At 41.5% G+C, this 19,028-nt stretch carries 13 protein-coding genes and 1 CRISPR repeat array; of the genes, 7 read left to right on the top strand and 6 right to left on the bottom strand.

All coding sequences use genetic code 11. The features are described from left to right. Nucleotides 1-200 precede the first annotated feature (200 nt). The 4 genes from AACU25_RS10160 to AACU25_RS10145 form a co-directional block, all read right to left on the bottom strand. On the bottom strand, nt 201-1,553 hold the full coding sequence (locus AACU25_RS10160; protein WP_321206764.1) for a lactate racemase domain-containing protein: 1,353 nt from the start codon (nt 1,551-1,553) through the stop codon (nt 201-203). 106 nt (nt 1,554-1,659) lie between these two features. Continuing rightward, complete coding sequence (locus AACU25_RS10155) at nt 1,660-2,496, bottom strand: SDR family oxidoreductase (protein WP_096575229.1); 837 nt, start codon at nt 2,494-2,496, stop codon at nt 1,660-1,662. Between the two features lie 176 nt (nt 2,497-2,672). Continuing rightward, nucleotides 2,673-4,103, bottom strand: coding sequence for a glucuronate isomerase (gene uxaC, locus AACU25_RS10150; RefSeq protein ID WP_096575227.1), 1,431 nt, complete (start codon nt 4,101-4,103; stop codon nt 2,673-2,675). Between the two features lie 311 nt (nt 4,104-4,414). Then, nucleotides 4,415-5,437: a LacI family DNA-binding transcriptional regulator gene (locus AACU25_RS10145; protein WP_096575225.1), complete on the bottom strand. Its 1,023-nt coding sequence runs from the start codon at nt 5,435-5,437 to the stop codon at nt 4,415-4,417. 75 nt (nt 5,438-5,512) lie between these two features. On the opposite strand from AACU25_RS10145, the gene AACU25_RS10140 reads away from it, so the two are divergent. After that, nucleotides 5,513-5,998 carry a gluconokinase gene (locus tag AACU25_RS10140; protein WP_096575223.1) on the top strand — a complete coding sequence of 162 codons (486 nt, stop codon included), beginning with the start codon at nt 5,513-5,515 and terminating at the stop codon, nt 5,996-5,998. A 305-nt stretch (nt 5,999-6,303) separates the two neighbouring features. Here AACU25_RS10140 and AACU25_RS10135 read toward each other — a convergent pair whose 3' ends face one another. Next, the gene (locus AACU25_RS10135) at nt 6,304-7,413 is read right to left on the bottom strand and encodes a DUF1350 family protein (protein WP_096575221.1); all 1,110 of its coding nucleotides are present in this window, start codon (nt 7,411-7,413) and stop codon (nt 6,304-6,306) included. A gap of 671 nt (nt 7,414-8,084) precedes the next feature. Between AACU25_RS10135 and AACU25_RS10130 the strand changes: the two genes are divergently transcribed. From AACU25_RS10130 to AACU25_RS10105, 6 genes are all read left to right on the top strand, one after another. After that, on the top strand, nt 8,085-8,978 hold the full coding sequence (locus AACU25_RS10130) for an inositol oxygenase family protein (RefSeq protein WP_096575219.1): 894 nt from the start codon (nt 8,085-8,087) through the stop codon (nt 8,976-8,978). A gap of 881 nt (nt 8,979-9,859) precedes the next feature. Beyond that, nucleotides 9,860-10,843, top strand: a complete 984-nt coding sequence (locus tag AACU25_RS10125) for an ABC transporter substrate-binding protein (protein WP_096575217.1) — start codon at nt 9,860-9,862, stop codon at nt 10,841-10,843. 73 nt (nt 10,844-10,916) lie between these two features. Continuing rightward, the gene (locus tag AACU25_RS10120; RefSeq protein ID WP_096575215.1) at nt 10,917-11,909 is read left to right on the top strand and encodes an ABC transporter substrate-binding protein; all 993 of its coding nucleotides are present in this window, start codon (nt 10,917-10,919) and stop codon (nt 11,907-11,909) included. Nucleotides 11,910-11,984: 75 nt separating this feature from the next. Further along, nucleotides 11,985-13,535, top strand: coding sequence for a sugar ABC transporter ATP-binding protein (locus tag AACU25_RS10115; RefSeq protein ID WP_096583642.1), 1,551 nt, complete (start codon nt 11,985-11,987; stop codon nt 13,533-13,535). Beyond that, complete coding sequence (locus AACU25_RS10110; protein WP_045870411.1) at nt 13,532-14,530, top strand: ABC transporter permease subunit; 999 nt, start codon at nt 13,532-13,534, stop codon at nt 14,528-14,530. The genes AACU25_RS10115 and AACU25_RS10110 overlap by 4 nt, the downstream gene beginning before the upstream one ends. Before the next feature lie 469 nt (nt 14,531-14,999). Continuing rightward, the gene (locus tag AACU25_RS10105) at nt 15,000-16,616 is read left to right on the top strand and encodes an iron uptake porin (RefSeq protein ID WP_096575213.1); all 1,617 of its coding nucleotides are present in this window, start codon (nt 15,000-15,002) and stop codon (nt 16,614-16,616) included. A 264-nt stretch (nt 16,617-16,880) separates the two neighbouring features. Continuing rightward, nucleotides 16,881-18,000: a CRISPR direct-repeat array (repeat unit 37 nt; unit sequence GTTTCAATCCCTAATAGGGATTAAGTGAAATTGCAAT). 423 nt (nt 18,001-18,423) lie between these two features. On the opposite strand, the gene AACU25_RS10100 is transcribed toward AACU25_RS10105, so the two are convergent. After that, a complete protein-coding gene (locus tag AACU25_RS10100) occupies nt 18,424-18,834 on the bottom strand; it encodes a phosphomannose isomerase type II C-terminal cupin domain (protein WP_096575211.1) in 411 nt (136 codons plus the stop codon). Between the last annotated feature and the right edge of the window lie 194 nt (nt 18,835-19,028).

The raw sequence follows: 19,028 nt of genomic DNA, 5'->3' as shown, positions 1-19,028 counted from the left end.
AGTTGTACCAGTATATTTTTAGATATAAAAATATACTATGAGATTTAATAAGAAATTATAGTTGTTTTAGTGAAAATGGGGCATGGGGCACGGGGCATTGGGCATTGGTTAAAAGTCAACCGTCAGCAAGAGGAAAAGGGGCAGGGAGCGAGGGGGAAAACTGAGATGGAGCTTGTACTCAACCCCAGTCCAGCGCCCTTCTACGGCGGGGCTTGTACCCATGTTCCGCTATGCTCCACATAAGGGGAAAGGGCTTGTTCCCCCTGCCCCCTGCTCCCTTCCCCCCTGCCTCTTCCGGTCAACCGATAAAGTATCTCGCCGGCTTTGGGTACAAGTAAAATCCCTTCATCTTCGCGGTTTGCCCATTCTTGAGGTTCAATGGTAGCCGGATCGCGATAGTTCAGGTTATGAGCAGCGCAGCGTTCTGGGGAAATACCAGTGGCTAGTGTTACCCGAATCCGCGCTTGTTCTCCCTTAATTGCATCGAAAGTACCCATACCTTTTAAGTGAGTACTATGGGCTAACACTCCACCAGGATAGTCTTGAAATTTATCCCATTGTTTCAGAAAATAATCTCGCACATGATAGCCAATTTGGGCGAGAATTTCGCCATGTGTATAGCTAAATTCTGTAATATGAGGCGCATAGATAATTACCTCACCACCATCAGCTACAACTGGCTCTAACTTGTACATTCCTTTAGCGGCTGTCCAAATATCATCATACATTTGGGGCATGACGGAAAGCACTTGTTTAAAAGGCTGATCTACATATTTAATATGCAATTTCGCTGATAGTTTCGCCGCCGCTTCCCAAGCTGTTTCTGGTTTATCTATATAAAGTCCTGCTAACTGATTTGTTCCTGGTGCAACCACCATTGCTAAACATAGTTTCGGCGTAGGAATCAGACTAGCAGCGCGGTTAATTAAGCGCCGTACAGGTGTAATTCCTGGCGTACCGATAATGTCATAACAAGTAATTAAAGCCCCCAACCAGTGTGATAAATCAATTACTTCTTGCCCACCAATCCCAGGAAAAAAATATTTATTCCCGCCAGAAAAACCGACAACTTCATGGGGAAATACTGGCCCACAAATCATAATCAAATCATACTCAGTTACCAGCTTATTAACGCGCACTTCTACTGCTTGATTTAGCATTCCATTGCTAATTTCTGCGATCTCTGCAGATGGTATTACCCCACAATCAATAAAAGTATCTGGTAGATGCCAAAGATGGTTAAAAATCTGCACCTTTTTAAAAGTTGTCTCGCGTTCCTGTGCTGTGACACCCACCAAGCGATTGATTTGTGCTTTACTCATGGGATTATGTGTACCCAGCGCAATCAAATAATCTAAAGCAGCCACCCGCTTACCCAACTCCTGATGCAGCAAGCGAAACATTTGGGGAATTGGTGCAGTACGAGTTCCATCAGGAATTAATACCAAGATGCGCTTTCCATCTAATTGAGGATCTGCTAAAGCTGCATGAACTAATTCGGAAACTTGCTCATCTGCAAGGGTTCCGTGAGTTATATCTAATGAATACATCATTTCAATTCAAAATTAAGAAAGCTGAATATAGATGCGTTACGCTATCGCTAACGCATCCTACATGAACTGCCTCCTCTGCTCCCCTTGCTCCCAGCCCCCTGCCTATTCAAACACCGCTGTAGATACTAAAACCACCGTCTACAGGTACAACTACGCCGTTGATGAAACTAGAACCAGCGCTACATAACCAAATTACCGTGCTGAGTAATTCTTCAGGTTCGCCAAAACGTCCGGCTGGGGTATGGTCAATAATTTTTTGTCCGCGATCGCTTAAACTGCCATCAGGATTTAGCAGTAAATCTCGATTTTGTTCGCCAATAAAGAAACCAGGTGCGATCGCATTCACCCGCAATCCATCTCCATATTTTTGCGCGAGTTCTACCGCTAGCCAGCGCGTAAAGTTATCTATCCCCGCTTTAGCAGCTGAGTAACCAACCACCCGACTAATTACACGGATAGCAGACATCGAAGAAATATTCACGATACAACCCCGAGGTTGATTTTTGTCTACCATCGCTTCACCAAAAACTTGGCTAGGTAATAAAGTCCCCACCAAATTCAAACTTACCACTTGCTCAAAAGCTGCGTGTGGCATATCAAAGAATGTAGCATCAGGGGTAATTGTGGCAGCCGGGATATTACCACCAGCGGCGTTAATTAAAATATCTATTTGCCCCCAATGCTGTAGAATCGCATCTCTAGCCACTTCTAATTGTGCGCGATCGCTCACATCTGCCAGCACCGCCAAACTTTCCCCACCATTAGCGATAATATCCTTAACTACCGCCTCTGCCCGTGCCTCATTGCGCCCCATAACCGCCACCCGCGCCCCCGCCAAACCCAAACCACGTGCGATCGCACCACCCAACACCCCCGATCCACCTGTAATTACTGCTACCTGGCCTTGCAGGCTAAAAAGCCTATCCAATATTAAATTCGGCATTAATAATTCCCCTGAGACTAATGCAAAAACTCTCTCAAAACTCTTACCTTCGTGTCCTACCCTTCGGGAACGGCTGCGCCGAACGCGTCTTTGCGGTTCGTTATTTCAACCCTCAAAATTAAGGCGATGAACCACTACCCCTATTCTCTTGACTCAGCAATCTTGTACAGACGCGATTAATCGCGTCTCTGCAATTTATAAGCATCCTTAGCGAGGTCGTAAGCTACAGCCGCAGCCATGTCATAGCCTTCCTCTTCCTCAATTAACCCCCTGACTACCAACCCTGCTAACCAATTACAAGCTACACGCCGCCAAACAGCGTGACGGGCGGGAATAGAAACGAAAGCGCGTGTATCATCATTAAATCCAGCAGTATTGTAAAGTCCCGCAGTTTCCATCACCTGATTAAAGTAGCGCTCCATACCACTAACGCTATCGTGAAACCACCAGGGTGGCCCAAGCAATACAGCCGGATAATGCCCAGCTAGCGGCGCTAACTCCCGGCTATATGAGCTTTCATCCAAGCCAAACAAAATTAAATGGAAGTCTTTATTGTTACCGTAAGCATTCAACAACGGACGCAGATTTTGCGTCCACTCGATTTGCAGAGGAATATCTGCGCCTTTATCAGACCCAAATCGCTCAAAGATAGCTGGGTTATGGTTACGCATAATACCGCAATGCATCTGCATAACTAAGCCATCTTCCACACTCATCCGCGCCATTTCCATGAACATATGACCAGTGAACTGCTCTACATCACTGGGATTGAGCTTGTTATTTAATGCTCTAGCAAAGATAGCTTCGGCTTCTGGGTCAGAAAGGCGTGCGGTATAAGGTGTAGCAGCACTGTGGTCAGTAGCTGTCGCACCCATCTTTTTAAAGAAAGCCCGACGTTCTTCTAAAGCTTGGATAAAAGCAGCGTAAGTGCTAATTTCTCTACCTACAGCCCTTTCCAACTGAGCAAGATTTTCTCGCCATCCGATAACATCTAAGTTGACAACTGCATCTGGTCGAAAAGTTGGTCTAATTTGGGTAAAATCCTCTTGGTGCAAGGATTGATGGTATTCTAAATTATCGCTAGCTGCATCGGTGGTACAAAGCACCTCTATATTGAAGCGTTTAAATAAAGCCCGGGGTGAAAACTCCGGTAAAGCTAACTGCTTTTCTAGATAATCGTAGATATTGCCAGCATTGCGCGAATTTAAAGGCTCATCCACACCAAAGACGTTAATTAGTTCATCTTTCAGCCACAAACCAGAGGGTGTACCGCGAAATAGATAAAAATGGTCTGCAAATATCTGCCAAATTTGGCGATGGTCAGTTTCTATGGGTGTACCATCTTTGGTAGGTATGCCGAGAGCTTCTAAAGGTATCCCCCGACTATAAAGCATCCGAAAAATATAATGGTCGGGAAGGATCAATAATTCCGTTGGTGAACCAAATCGGGCGGCTGGATTTGCTAACAAAGCTGGCTCTACATGACCATGTGGACAGACTAGGGGTAGAGTAGAGATGCTGTCAAAAAATTGACGCGCAATTTGTCGCTGTACTGGTTCTGGAGCAAAACAGCGATCGCTTGATAAATTTCGTTTTTTAGTTAACATCTTTTTTTAGTAAAGTTTATTTTGGTAATTGGTAATTGGTAATTGGTAATTGGTAATTAAATATCTCTGACATAATCTCTTTTTGAGAGTTTATATCCACTGCTGGATTTAAATAAATTGATATTAGCGTTTATGAGATAGAAGGGTTTCCAATGGATTAGCACAGCAGTGAAAAAATGAATACAACCTAGGGCTTTACTTGTTTAATAAAAAATTGCTTATTTATGCCAGAATGAAATGTGCACATGGATTCTCCAATCATCAATCACCAATTACCAATTACCAATTACCAATTACCCATTACCTATTTCCTATTTCCTCGCCGTACTTCCTCTCTCAATTAAATAAGGAGATAAAACCCGATTCTCTACAGTTTTGTCCTGCAATAAATCTAGTAACATTTGCATAGCTACACGACCAATTTCTAACATTGGCTGGCGAATTGTTGTGAGCGGTGGAGTAATATAACCGCCTAAAGCAATACCATCAAATCCTACTAAACTTAAATCTTGAGGTACAGAAATACCTAATTTTTTACAAGCTAAGAGCGCGCCCACTGCTACCATATCGTTGTAACAAAAGACGCTGGTTACACCAGCTTTGACTAACTGAGGTAGCATCTGTTGTCCGGTGACAACATCGCTGGTTCTGGTATTATCTTCTTCTCTAATTGCTATCCAATCATCTATCTGTGGTAGATTAGCCTCACTCAGAACTGTTTGATAACCTTCTTGGCGTAACTGATTTGATAAACTGCGATCGCCTACACCCAAGTACCCTATAGAAGTATGTCCTAAACTGACTAAATGCTGTACAGCTAACCTAGCGCCTAAGTAATCATCTATTCTGACTGAGTGAAACGATTCGGGTTGGTTTGCAGTTTGGCTATTAATAAAAACTGTGGGTGTAGCTATTTGCCCTATTTGCTGGGTATGGTTTGTATTAATTCGAGAATCAGCTACTAAAATACCGTCTACCCGACGACGATAAAAGTTATCAATCGCTGCTATTTCTTGCTCAACATTGCGGTGGGAAGTGCTTAACAACACACTCAAACCTGAGGATCTAGCTATCTGTTCTATTCCTTCTACTACCTCCGCAAAAAAGGGATCTGCTATGGAAGTGACTACTACGCCAATGGTATTGGTTTTTTGAGTTTGTAAACTTTGAGCAATCCCATTGGGAACATAACCCATTTCTCGCGCCAGTTGTTTAATTTCTTCTCGCACTTTAGGGCTAATTAACGGACTGTCTCGCAAAGCACGTGAAACCGTGGTATGCGAAACACCTGCTTTCCGAGCAATATCTTCTATGGAGATTTTTCTTTTGCTCATTTATTATTTTACTACACTTTATGCACACGTGTGCATGATAATATTAATTATTAGGAAAATTGAGATATTTGTCAAATGATTATTCTGGTCATGGGTGTTTCTGGCTCTGGTAAGACCACCATCGGAAAACTACTAGCCGAAGCTTTACACTGGAAATTTAGCGACGCTGACAGTTTCCACTCACCAGAGAATGTAGAAAAAATGCGGAGTGGTATCCCCTTAACGGAAGCTGACAGAACACCTTGGTTACAAAATTTGCAAACAGCTATTAAAACTTGGCTTCAAAACAATCAAAATGTGGTGTTAGCTTGTTCAGCATTAAAAGACAGCTATCGTCAAATTTTGTTAGTAGATAGCAACCTCGTCAAAATAGTTTACCTTAAAGGGTCTTATGAGTTAATCGAAAAGCGCTTGCAAGAGCGCCAAAATCATTATATGAGTGCAGCTCTATTGGATAGTCAATTTCATACTCTCGAAGAGCCATTAGACACCTTATCTATAGATATTGCAGAGTCACCACAAGTTATTGTGCAAAATATTAGAACAGCTTTAGGAATTTAGGAATTGGTAATGGGTAATAGGTATTTGTTAATTGGTAGGGTGTGTTGTCGCGCAGCGCAACGCACCGATATTCATTATAGTAATTGGTAGGGTGTGTTACGGCTGTGAAAGGATTTGGGACGTAGCGACAATGAGATTTAGCCGTAACGCACCGCCGCACAGATAAATACTTAGCAACAAATCATATTTGGAAATTAACACCTAACACAACACCATTTCGCGCAAGTCGGGAAACCCAACAGCGAAATATAGGTTAAGCTTTCAATATTCATGTTGGGTTGCGATGCGCTTAACCCAACATACATCTACACTAATTCTAGTTTTACTTGCTCAATAAACTCTTTATTTGATTTTTGCTTTTCCTGACGTTTTTCTTCGAGATAATTTAGCAGTTGAGTTACATGAAATTCAAAATCGGCATTTCTATTTTTGACGGATTGGATAGGTAAAATCGAAAAAGAATCAGGAAAATTGATAACGAAATTACCTAAACGAAATCCTAAAGACCTTAAATGTCCACCTTTTAATTCTGCACGGAAATCTTGCGGCGGCTTTTTAAATGTATCTAAGAACCATTCGCGTGTTGATTTACCTATATTATCTGACTTGAAATAAACTAATCCTAGCAAATTAAATAAACGGCTCTTTTCCATTAAAACAAATGTTTCTTCAGGAGTTGGTTTAATATCCACTCCTAAACTAATGAGAAAATTTGCCAAAAGTTTAGGTTTAATGGCGCTGTCAAGTTTAGTATTAACTGGAGCTAACAGTAGAGATGGCTGGCTTTTAATAAAGAGGCTACCAATACTAACATCAGAATTATCAGTTTTGTCTTGAGCTATAGAATCTTGGGGGTTGACATAATAGGAAATTAAATTTTGGGTTTTTATATTTTTCCGCCTCAGTTCATTGATTAGATATTCAATATCATTGAACACAATTTGAACTTTCTTCTCTTGCTTTTCTGGAGATAAGGAACCTGAAGCTTCTTGAATTACTTCACGAATTATCTGCTTAATAGCATCTGGTTCCTCAGGAAAGCTACTAAATGCTTCCAAAAGCGCAATGTATTTACAACCAATACTATGACCTATCCAAGCAAAGTTAGAATTATCTTGGTAAATCTCATAATTATAACCTGCTAGCTTTGCCATTCTCACCAATTCCGGGATAATTCTATACTGTTCTTTGATGAGAAACCCGGCTTCGGTGTAATGGTCAAAAGTAAAGTTAAATGGCAAAATAATTATTGTATAGCCCCGATTAAATAAACTTTCTAGTAAATAGCGATAAAAGAACATGGGGCCAAAGGTACCGAAAAATGCTCCTCCAATAAATTGGATAACTCCTCGAGGTTGGGGATGTAGAGCAACCCAACTAAAAGAAACTGGTTTAAATCTTAGCTTTAGCCTCATAATTTACCTAATTAAGTGATAGAAATTGTTCGTAATTTTGACTTAATATATGTGTTTACACTCAGCTTACTTTCTGTAATTTGAGCATAGATTTATTCAGCGTTGGGATTGATGCGTTACGCTATCGCTAACGCATCCTACTAGCGTGTCTACCTGAACTTCAAAAATCAAATATGAGTCCTATAGCTAGAAGACAGATGTCTCTTTCGCTTTACTCTCAAAGCTACAATATCAACTAAAAATTATGAGTAATAGTACCTGTGAGGGTACTATTACTCATAGGGCGAACCTAACTGTTAAAGATCCCTGCTGCTATCAATACTTGTCAATTAAGGGAAAAAAGGGAAAGAAAAAACCTTTAACCTTTTCCCGAAACCAATTTTGAATAATGCCTAATCGAGTAGTATTGCTGCTATAGGAATTAAGATTGAGACGATTTGGGCGATTATTCTTGCTTTCAGCACCTACATACTACAGGCTTGAGACTACGCTGACAGCAGCCGCAAAGACTCTAATCATATAATTGCTGAGGTTGACTCGAGAAGTTGCAAAAAAACTTAATACGCGTTTTATGCACACGTGTGCAATTATAAAAACATCGACTTATGCACACGTGTGCATAAAGAGTCAAAGTCCGATTCCACAAGAAACTGGCGTAACTCCTCACAAATATGTCTTATACTCTCAATACCGTTAATCAAGCTGAAAAAAATCCCTTACATTCCCTAGAAGAATGGGAAGAAGATGTACTGAATCGCTATCCCGATCCAGAAAGCATAATTAAAGCGGGTAAAACTACTGCTGAATACAGAAATTATGAAACAACTACTAGAGATTCAGTTAAAGAGTTTTATCGCTTAAATCATGTTAACCAAACATACGACTTTGTTCTTCAGAAAAAAGCAGAGTTTTTGCAGTTTAATCAGCGAGAAATGACGGTTTGGGATGCGGTGGAATTTTTAAACCAATTGGTTGACGATTCCGATCCAGATACAGATTTAGATCAGTTACAGCACTTATTGCAAACCTCAGAAGCTATTCGTGCTGATGGACATCCTGATTGGATGGTACTAACTGGCTTCTTTCACGATATGGGGAAGGTGCTGTGTTTATTTGGTGAACCCCAATGGGCGACTGTCGGTGATACTTATCCTGTGGGTTGTGCATTCTCTGATAAAATTGTCTTTGCAGAATTCTTTAAAGAAAATCCTGATTACAATAACCCGAAATATAACACCAAATATGGGATTTACGAGCCGAATTGTGGATTAAGTAATGTCCAGATGTCATGGGGTCATGATGAATATCTATATCATATGATGAAGCCCTATTTACCTGAACCTGCTTTGTACATTCTGCGTTATCACTCCTTTTATCCACAACATCGAGAAAACGCCTACGAACATTTAATGAATCAGCGCGATCGCGAAATGTTCAAGTGGGTAAAATTATTCAATCCTTATGATTTGTATTCTAAAAACCCCAATCCTCCAAATTGGCAAGAACTCAGACCATATTATGAAGATTTAGTGGCTAAGTATTTACCTGCTACTTTAAAATTCTAAGCATATGTTGATTGCCAAGTGCAGGATTTGGGAAACCTGCTGCTATCCCCGTAAAGCCATCATCTAAAAATCGCAGTTTTTACTCCCTGATTCTGACGTTAGATAGATGAAAATCTTACCGTTTTGTATTAAGTAACGTCCTGAAGAATCTCAAAAAAAAGTTCCTGAGAATAGCATACTTGAGACAGATTGAAAAATAATTTCCCATAATTTTCAGGTATGGTGCTGTTATACGTTTCATGGGTAACAGATGCTTTCCAGGATTGCTATAAAAATTCACAATAGCCTACTCTGAAAAAACCTCAAATTTGACATTAAATATTAGTTCCTAGAGAGTGTTAAATTTTATTAATTGATTTTCAGAAATAGCAGTGAATTTGGTTAAATTTGGATATGAGCTAAAAGCGGCTAATTTCTCAGAAATACTTCTCTAGAGATAGGAAAACGCTAGAGTTTTACAACTTTAGAAAAAGTAGTTTTAGATAAAAAGTGCCTGCCGCTACAAGCAAGATTAACCAAAGACAAAGTAATTTATACCAGTACATTCAAGTAGCTTTTACAAAACCATAATGTAAAAATTTGATGTATTGCAGCCAGCAGCTTTTAACATTCAAAAAAATCATAAATGCTAATTCACAATTGAGTCATTCAGATTTGTTCCGAGCGTCTAGCTGAAAATCTAGTGACAAATTTTCCAGAATTGGTATGAGTATTGCTAATAGTAGTAGCTCAAATCACTATTAATAGCTCAGAGATTGGATAGCAATTGAGCAGCTACAAGCTAGCAGCGTCACCTAATTAGGTCTGAAGTTTTCAGTCCTAGTTCAAATTGCAATGACATTGCAGATATAGGTTGAAATCCATATTTGGATAGATGAATTATGAGGAAAATTGCGACCGCAGCTAGTATCATCAGTCTTATCAGCAGTACTTTGGCAGCTTGTACCAACGTTTCGCGCTACAGCACAAACGCGATCGCCCAAAATCAGGGCGAGCAAAATTCCCAATTGCGATCGCTTGGTGTTAGTCTGGGCGATTTGGGAAATCCCTTCTTTGTGGCTATGGCTAAGGGTTCTGAGTCCCAAGCTAGGAAAATTGCTGGTAATGATTTGAAATTGAGTATAGTTTCCAGCGGCTTTGATTTAAATCAGCAATTTAACCAAATTGAAAATTTCGTGGCTGCTGATGCTGACTTAATTATTCTCAGTGCCGTAGATAATAAAGGGATTAAACCTGCAATTGATAATGCTAGAAGAGCAGGAAAGATAGTCATAGCAGTAGATGCGGCTGTTGATGCCAAGGTAGATGCCACAATTAGCTCCAATAATCTGCAAGCTGGAGAAATTGCTTGTGAATATATTGGCGATCGCTTGCAAGGTAAAGGCAACGTCGTCATCCTCAACAGTATACCGATGGATTCAGTCATTCAGCGCGTGAATGGCTGCCAAAAGGCATTAGCGAAATATCCTGGTATCAAAATCCTTTCCAAAGACCAAAACGCCGAAGGAAGCCGGGACGGAGGATTACGAGTCATGAGTGATTTGCTAACAACCTTTCCCAAGATAGATGCAGTATTTGCCACCAATGACCAAAGTGGCGTAGGCGCAGACTTAGCAGCGAGACAAGCTAGGCGCAAAGAATTTTTTATCGTTGGGGTTGACGGTGGCCCAGATGCAGTTAAAGCCATGACCACCAAAGATAGCTTATTTGCGGCAACTGCAGCGCAAGATCCAGTCGGGATGGCTGCAAAAGCTGTGGATGTTGGTAACGACATTCTACAGGGCAAAAGACCGAGTAATCCCAATATTTTGATTCCAGTCAAGCTGGTAACGCAAGAGAACATTAGCAGTTACCAAGGGTGGTAGGGAAGGGGAATGGGGAAGGGGGAAGGGGGAAAGGGGGGTTTAGGAGCTAAGTTGAATTTTATGAGGAGTCTAAATGAACGTAAACAGGATGGTAATAGCAGCCAGTCTATTAGGTATCGTTAGCACAACCCTGAGTGGCTGTATTAGTCCTAATGTCTCTCGCAATAGCACAAATGCTATAGGTGCTAACAGCAATCATCAGGGAAAATTAAAAGCTGTGGGTGTTACCGTTGGCGATTTAAGTAACCCGTTCTTTGTGCTGATGGGTAAGGGGGCTGAAAGCGAAGCCAAAAAAATTGGCGGTAATGATGTCAGAGTAACTGTAGTTTCTAGCGGCTATGACCTCAACCAGCAATTTAACCAAATTGAAAATTTCGTAGCTGCAAATACTGACTTAATCGTCTTGAATGCGGCTGATAGTAAAGGTATTAGACCCGCAGTCGATAAAGCAAGGCAAGCAGGTACAGTTGTAATTGCGGTAGATACAGCAGTTGATGCTCAAGTTGATGCCACAGTTACCACCAATAATTTGCAAGCTGGAGAAGTTGCTTGTCAATATATTGCCGATCGCCTCAAAGGTAAAGGTAATGTTGTCATTGTTAACGGCCCGCCAGTTACCTCTGTAATTCAGCGAGTCAATGGTTGCGAAAATACTTTAGCTAAATATCCCAATATTAAAATCCTCTCAAAAAACCAGAACGCTGAAGGTAGCAGAGATGGGGGATTGAGAGTCATGAGTGATTTACTCGTTACCTTCCCCAAAATAGATGCAGTCTTTGCCATTAACGACCCCAGTGGCGTAGGTGTAGACTTAGCAGCCAACCAAGCCAAACGCAAAGAATTTTTCATTGTGGGAGTTGATGGTGCGCCAGAAGCAATCAATGCGATCGCATCTAAAAAAAGCCTTTATGCAGCCACAGCCACCCAAAACCCCAGAGGGATGACGCAAAAAGCGGTTCAAGTTGGCAATGACATTTTACAAGGTAAAAAACCCAGCAATCCTAACATTCTTATTCCCGTGAAGTTGATTACTCAAGATAACGTCAGCACCTTCCCAGGGTGGTAGACGCAATTCAAAGACGCGATGAATCGCGTCTCTACAAGAATTTTTTCCCCCTTCCCCAAATCTACCAAACAATTTATGACAACCGATTTCCAACGAATACCCAATGCACCAACCACCACCCCGGTGTTGGAAATGCAAGGAATAACAAAACGATTTCATGGTGTACCTGCTCTCCAAAATGTTAATCTCACAATTTATCCGGGAGAAGTTCACGCCCTGATGGGGGAGAACGGTGCAGGGAAAAGTACATTGATGAAAATCCTGGCTGGGGCTTATATAGCCGATGAAGGGGAGATTCGCATCAATGGTAAACCAATAAAAATTACCGATCCAGGGACAGCGCGACAGGCGGGGATTAATTTGATTTATCAAGAACTGAATGTTGCACCCAATTTAACCGTTACCGAAAATATGTTTATGGGTAGCGAGTTGCAAAAAGGTCAGTTTTTAGACCGCCCAGGTATGGAACGGGAAGCAACGCAAGTACTGCAAAGTTTGGGCGCTAGTTTTGCACCCAATACTATAGTCGGTACGCTCTCGATTGCGGAACAACAACAGGTAGAAATTGCCAGGGCGCTAAAAGATAATAGTCGCGTTTTGGTAATGGATGAACCCACAGCCGCCCTATCCGACCGGGAGACGGAACGGTTATTTGAGGTAATTCGCAAACTCCGCAATGATGGCATTGCCATTATTTATATCAGTCACCGCATGGAAGAAATCTATGCTTTAGCTGACCGCATTAGTGTACTACGGGATGGGCAATATATTGGCAGTTTGACGCGGGAAGAAATTTCGCCGCAACGCTTAGTGCAGATGATGGTTGGTCGTCCCATGCAGGACTTTTACGAACACCAACGCCAAACCCAAGTCGGCCCGGTAGTGTTGGATGTGAGAAATATCAGCGATGGACGCAAAGTGAAACCTGCTAGTTTGCAAATTCATGCTGGCGAAATTGTGGGTTTAGCTGGGTTGGTGGGTGCTGGACGCACAGAAGTATCACGGCTAATTTTTGGCGCTGACCGCAAAGCCAGTGGTGAAGTCTTCCTCGATGGCAAAAAACTCGAAATTAATAGCCCTAGTGATGCTATTACTGCGGGAATTGGTTACGTTCCCGAAGACCGCAAAGACCAGGGTTTATTTCTAGAAATGAGTTCTAGAAAGAATATTGCCCTGAATCGCCTCAAACAGGATGCTAACGCTGGCATTGTTAACTGGGGTTCAGTAAATAAAATTGCCACAGATGCAGTCGAAAATTTTCAAATCCGGTTAGCGAATTTAGAAATTCGCGCCGTGGATCTTTCCGGTGGGAACCAGCAGAAACTTTTACTAGCGCGTTGGCTAGCCATTAAACCCAAAGTATTGATGTTGGATGAACCGACACGCGGTGTAGATATTGGTGCCAAAAGCGAAATCTACCGGATTATGAGCGAACTTGCAGCCCAAGGTATTGCCATTTTAATGGTTTCCAGCGAATTACCCGAGGTTGTGGGCATGAGCGATCGCGTTTTAGTCATGCGAGAAGGGCAGTTAGTTGGTGAACTTGACGGTAGCCCAGGTAAGGAAATCTCCCAAGAAAACATTATGCACTATGCCACAGGAGCAGCAGAGGTACTAGCATCATGAGTCAAACTTTAAGACCTACCCAAAATCGTTCCGGAAGTCAAAACAAATCCCGCCAGCGTCAATCACTCAACAACTTTCTCCAGGTAGCAGGGATTCTCCCCATCCTGATCCTGATTTGTATTTTATTTGCCCTGCTCACTCCCAACTTTGCCACAGCTGGTAACGCCGTCAATATCTTGCGCCAAGCATCAATTAACATTGTGCTAGCAACGGGGATGACGTTTGTCATTCTTACAGGTGGTATTGACCTTTCCGTCGGTTCAATCTTAGCTGTTTCTGCCGTCGTTGCGGTGTTAGTTTCCCTACTCCCGGCGTTAGGTTGGGCGGCTGTTCCAGCAGCATTACTCACAGGATTGCTATTAGGCTTAGTCAACGGTGCGCTAATCACCTTTTTAGATGTACCGCCATTTATTGTCACCTTGGGTTCACTCACAGCCTTACGTGGTGCTGCCTACTTGGTAGCTAATGGTACAACTGTAATTAACCCCGACCTAAATTTTGCTTGGGTAGGTAATAGCTATTTAGGCCCCATTCCCTGGCTAGTAATCATTGCCTTACTGACTGTAGCAGCTAGTTGGTTTATTCTGCGGCAAACAGTATTAGGTGTGCAAATTTACGCAGTAGGTGGTAACGAAAGAGCAGCAAGATTAACCGGGATTAAAGTCAATCGCGTCTTACTATTTGTCTATGGCGTGAGTGGACTATTAGCAGGTTTAGCCGGAATCATGAGTGCCAGCCGCCTTTACAGTGCTACAGGCTTATTAGGTCAAGGTTACGAACTAGATGCGATCGCGGCTGTAATTTTAGGCGGTACTAGCTTTACAGGTGGTATCGGCACTATTGGCGGAACTCTTCTCGGTGCATTAATTATTGCTGTACTCAACAATGGTTTAACGTTGTTGAATATGTCTTACTTTTGGCAACTTGTTGTTAAAGGTTTAGTGATTATTGTCGCAGTAATGATTGACCGACTCCGCAGAAGATCCAAACGGTAATAATTACTAATTCGTAATTCGTAATTCGTAATTTGTTGCTTTCATTCTCGCTTGTATTTGGATAAATTAGGGAACGAACCGCGTTCGCGTAGCGTCTCGCAGAGAAGGCGCGAAGGGCGCGAAGAAAGGGACAAAGAAGATTAGGTTGGGTTACGCTACGCTTAACCCAACATGGATTTTGAAAGCTTAACCTATATTTTGGTGTTGGCTTTCCTTACGTCAACCCAACCTACATCTAGATCTACAATCTGCTTCTTTTCTTTCTTCCTTTGTGTACTTCGTGCCTTCTCTGCGAGACGCTACGCGAATGCGGTTCGTTTTTTACTCTTCAAAATTAACGCGATTTAACCATAAATTAAGGGCACAACATTGTTGTGCCACTAATAATAATTGCTGAGTTCGCTTGAACTACGAATTACGAACTACGAATTACGAATTCCCAACTATTGCATATATCCTTTTTAAAACCATGCTAAAAAATTTATTATGTACTTTTCCCCTATTATTCTTCATCTGCCCCGCAGCTTGGGCGATACCTGCAAACGATAATTTTCCCAACGCAGATGTTAACTCTGTTACTTTGCAAGACCAAGTAACTTCTGTGTCCCAGCTTTCAGATATCAACCCTACCGATTGGGCATTTCAAGCATTACAATCATTAGTTGAACGCTACGGCTGTATTGCAGGTTATCCTGATTCAACTTATCGCGGTAACCGTGCCCTTACCCGTTATGAATTTGCAGCTGGTTTAAATGCTTGCTTGAATCGAATTAATGAATTAATTGCCACTGCGACCACTGATTTAGTCAGAAAAGAAGACTTAGCAGTGTTGCAAAATTTACAGCAAGAGTTTTCTGCAGAATTAGCAACTCTGCGTGGGCGAGTTGATGTATTAGAAGCGCGGGAAGCAACACTAGAAGCACAACAGTTTTCCACCACTACTAAATTAAATGCCCAAATTATTACTGCTGTTAGCGATACCTTTGGTAACAGTGTCGGCGGAGATAGGGATAGATCCAATACCTATTTTAGCGATCGCGGTCGTCTAAATTTAGAAAGCAGCTTTACAGGCAAAGACTTGTTGCGAGTCCGGCTGGAGTTTGGCAATTTCTTAAATTCTAATAATACCAGTCAGATAGCCTCCGTCACGGGTACAGGCATGACGCGGTTGAACTTTGACACCAACAGCAACAATACCCTGTCGATTCCGCACATCCGTTATTACTTCCCCGTTAGCGATGCGGTTTCCTTTGTGGTGGGGCCTGTAGGTATTGGCTACACTGATATTACATCAACCGTGACTCCGGCTGTAATTGCAGATGACGGTAACGGTGTTCCCTCATTGTTTGGACAATATAGTCCACTATTCCGACGGGGTGGTGGTGGTGCAGCGGTTAACTGGTTCATCACTCCAGATGTAATTTTGACTTTAGGCTATCTTGCAGGTTCCCCCGAAAATCCATCATCAGGCAATGGCATATTTAATGGTGGTTACAATGCTTTAGCACACTTGGTTTTCAACGGCAAACAAGGTTCAATTGGGATTGCTTATTCTCATGGCTATAGTCCTGGCGGACAAGTTAATCTTACAGGTGGAGCAGGTAGTAACCTAGCAATTTCTCCTTTTGGAGATACCATCGCAACTTCCAATAATATAGTAGGCGCACAAGGATTCTATCGCTTTTCGCAAAACTTCCAGGTTCATGCTTGGGGTGGGTATATCTGGGCTAGTGCGGAAAATTCTGGTTTGAGTAATATCCCTGATGGTAGGGGTGGCAGAGATACATTATTGGTTAACAATGGTGCTAATGCTAATGCTTGGTTTGGCGCAGTTGGTGTATCATTCCCTGATTTCGGAGGAAGAGGTAATCTCCCAGGAATCTTATTTGGTATCCCACCCCACGTTACCAGCAGCGATATCCGTCAAGAAAGCGACCATGCTTACCATATCGAAGCCTTTTACCGTATGCGGCTCAACGATAATATCTCAGTGACTCCCGGCTTTTGGGTAATTCTCAACCCAGAGAACAATAGCAGCAATAATACCCAATATGTTGGAGTGTTGCGGACAACCTTTGATTTTTAGTTTGTAGAGTGGCGTATACACAAGACAAGCACTTTGTTTAACAACGCAAGTATTTTGTCAAAAACATCTGCTATGGAGTCAGCCCAGTAGGGTGTGTTACGGCTATGAAAGGATTTGGGACACAGAGATAAAGAAATTTAGCCGTAACGCACCGCCGCGTGAATGGTGCGTTAGGCGCTAGCATAGCTATCCCGTGACAAATCATCTTGCAAATCAGCGCCTAATAGACCCTACAGTTATTTGATTTTTACTTTGCTCAATACACTCTTAATTTCTAATAGAGATTAAGTGAAATTTCAATGTTTGTGCGTTCTAATTGGTTTTCATCATGGCCAGTTTCAATCCCTAATAGGGATTAAGTGAAATTGCAATTGTTGAGGTTTTCTGCTACTGCTGTAATTGGTAGCAGTTTCAATCCCTAATAGGGATTAAGTGAAATTGCAATTGCCGGGAACTGGTAGTGGTAGCGTTGTCAATGTTGTTTCAATCCCTAATAGGGATTAAGTGAAATTGCAATCAGCAGTCCACTGTCTCTGTCGTACTATCAGATGTAGTTTCAATCCCTAATAGGGATTAAGTGAAATTGCAATGGAAGTAATAAATGGTTTACCTACACATCGAATGTTTCAATCCCTAATAGGGATTAAGTGAAATTGCAATTTGATAGCTTCTCATTGTTAACTTCAATCACCCTTGTTTCAATCCCTAATAGGGATTAAGTGAAATTGCAATCACTACCAAGTCTAGACATCATTCGCAAAAAAGGTAGGCAGTTTCAATCCCTAATAGGGATTAAGTGAAATTGCAATTAGTAAATAGAGAATTGCTTATCGCCCTTTGGTTGTTTCAATCCCTAATAGGGATTAAGTGAAATTGCAATATTTTATATACCTTGTTTTAGCCTTGGTTAAATTGTCTGTTTCAATCCCTAATAGGGATTAAGTGAAATTGCAATATAAATCTATTTCAGCTTGTTCGATTTCATCTTTAAGTTTCAATCCCTAATAGGGATTAAGTGAAATTGCAATTTGCTCAATTAATGGATGAGTTCTCAATTGTATGAGTTTCAATCCCTAATAGGGATTAAGTGAAATTGCAATCTTATGCTTACGCACCAGTGCATCAATATCCTCAATTGTTTCAATCCCTAATAGGGATTAAGTGAAATTGCAATAAATCTATTTCAGCTTGCTCGATTTCATCTTTAAGTTTCAATCCCTAATAGGGATTAAGTGAAATTGCAATGTCCATCGTCCATGAACCATAATTGCTAATAGGTTTCAATCCCTAATAGGGATTAAGTGAAATTGCAATAAATTCAACAGTCTCAGGCGGTTCTTCCTGACCGTTTCAATCCCTAATAGGGATTAAGTGAAATTGCAATGGCAGAAGCTCCAAAGGCACTGTGTATGCAGTTTTCAAGGTTCTGTTGCGCGGACAGTGCCATAATAACATGAGCAATAGTAAAAACGCAAAACCAAAATCGCTGAAAGCCTTTCTCTGTAATGTGCGCGGGTGATTTTACAGCAATGGAGCTTGAAAAGCCTGATACAAAGATAGTTTCAGAGATTTTTGTGGAAACCGCTTTTGCAACACCTACCCATCCGCGCATCCCGTGAAGAAAATCGTATCATTCCGGACTAGTTCTTCGCCAATAGATTCAAACTGATCAAAGCAGCAACCACATCACAAAAAATATAAGTGAAGCTTTCAATATCCATGTTAGGTTAAGCCAGCGCTTAACCTAACATAGATATGCTGTATCGCTGCTTGTGAGAAATGCAGCAAGAGTATTACCAATTACGAATTACGAATTAGTAATTTCAGTGACAGGTTGCACCAGACTTAAGTCAAAAGGGCGCTCAGTATCATCCTCCCCTAAATACTCGCCGTTTTGAATTTCTAAAATTACCAGAGGAATAGAGCCAGGATTTTCTACCTTATGCAGAGTTGCAGCCGGAACATAAGTAGACTCGTTACGATTCACTAATACTTCTTGTTCACCACAAGTCACCTTGGCGATACCAGACACTACCACCCAATGTTCATTGCGATGATAATGGATTTGCGGCTTAATCCCGTGCCTAGGCTTGATTTCCACACGACTAATTCTATAGTTTTCGCCTTCTTCCACAACCTCGACATTGCCCCAATATCTAGCCCCAGAATGGGCAGAAGGTGCAATATTTGACTGAGTATTACTATCATTCTGAGACATAACTAATTTTGAAACCTAATAGCGATCGCAGTTAATTTTTCAATAATGTAACGCAAACAGGTTAAGCCTAAAGAAAACCCTCAAAGTTATACCATTTTGGATTTGGAATTCCTTTCTGGTTGAGACTTCTGTGAATCTATGTAGCGCATTCATTTTTTAAATTTAGTATGAGTTTCCAAAATTTCCCCTTGTCT

It is taken from the genome of Tolypothrix tenuis PCC 7101, assembly GCF_963874875.1.
GTDB classification, from domain to species: domain Bacteria; phylum Cyanobacteriota; class Cyanobacteriia; order Cyanobacteriales; family Nostocaceae; genus Aulosira; species Aulosira tenue.
The sequence above is the reverse complement of the archived record's forward strand: the minus strand, read 5'-3'. Positions and strand labels throughout refer to the sequence as shown.

Excerpts from the sequence above, each read along its gene's own strand:
- AACU25_RS10115 (WP_096583642.1), top strand. The coding sequence starts at position 11,985 with ATGACAACCGATTTCCAACGAATACCCAATGCACCAACCACCACCCCG.
- AACU25_RS10135 (WP_096575221.1), bottom strand. The coding sequence starts at position 7,413 with ATGAGGCTAAAGCTAAGATTTAAACCAGTTTCTTTTAGTTGGGTTGCT.
- AACU25_RS10120 (WP_096575215.1), top strand. The coding sequence starts at position 10,917 with ATGAACGTAAACAGGATGGTAATAGCAGCCAGTCTATTAGGTATCGTT.
- AACU25_RS10130 (WP_096575219.1), top strand. The coding sequence starts at position 8,085 with ATGTCTTATACTCTCAATACCGTTAATCAAGCTGAAAAAAATCCCTTA.
- uxaC (WP_096575227.1), bottom strand. The coding sequence starts at position 4,103 with ATGTTAACTAAAAAACGAAATTTATCAAGCGATCGCTGTTTTGCTCCA.
- AACU25_RS10140 (WP_096575223.1), top strand. The coding sequence starts at position 5,513 with ATGATTATTCTGGTCATGGGTGTTTCTGGCTCTGGTAAGACCACCATC.
- AACU25_RS10160 (WP_321206764.1), bottom strand. The coding sequence starts at position 1,553 with ATGATGTATTCATTAGATATAACTCACGGAACCCTTGCAGATGAGCAA.
- AACU25_RS10110 (WP_045870411.1), top strand. The coding sequence starts at position 13,532 with ATGAGTCAAACTTTAAGACCTACCCAAAATCGTTCCGGAAGTCAAAAC.
- AACU25_RS10155 (WP_096575229.1), bottom strand. The coding sequence starts at position 2,496 with ATGCCGAATTTAATATTGGATAGGCTTTTTAGCCTGCAAGGCCAGGTA.
- AACU25_RS10145 (WP_096575225.1), bottom strand. The coding sequence starts at position 5,437 with ATGAGCAAAAGAAAAATCTCCATAGAAGATATTGCTCGGAAAGCAGGT.
- AACU25_RS10105 (WP_096575213.1), top strand. The coding sequence starts at position 15,000 with ATGCTAAAAAATTTATTATGTACTTTTCCCCTATTATTCTTCATCTGC.
- AACU25_RS10100 (WP_096575211.1), bottom strand. The coding sequence starts at position 18,834 with ATGTCTCAGAATGATAGTAATACTCAGTCAAATATTGCACCTTCTGCC.
- AACU25_RS10125 (WP_096575217.1), top strand. The coding sequence starts at position 9,860 with ATGAGGAAAATTGCGACCGCAGCTAGTATCATCAGTCTTATCAGCAGT.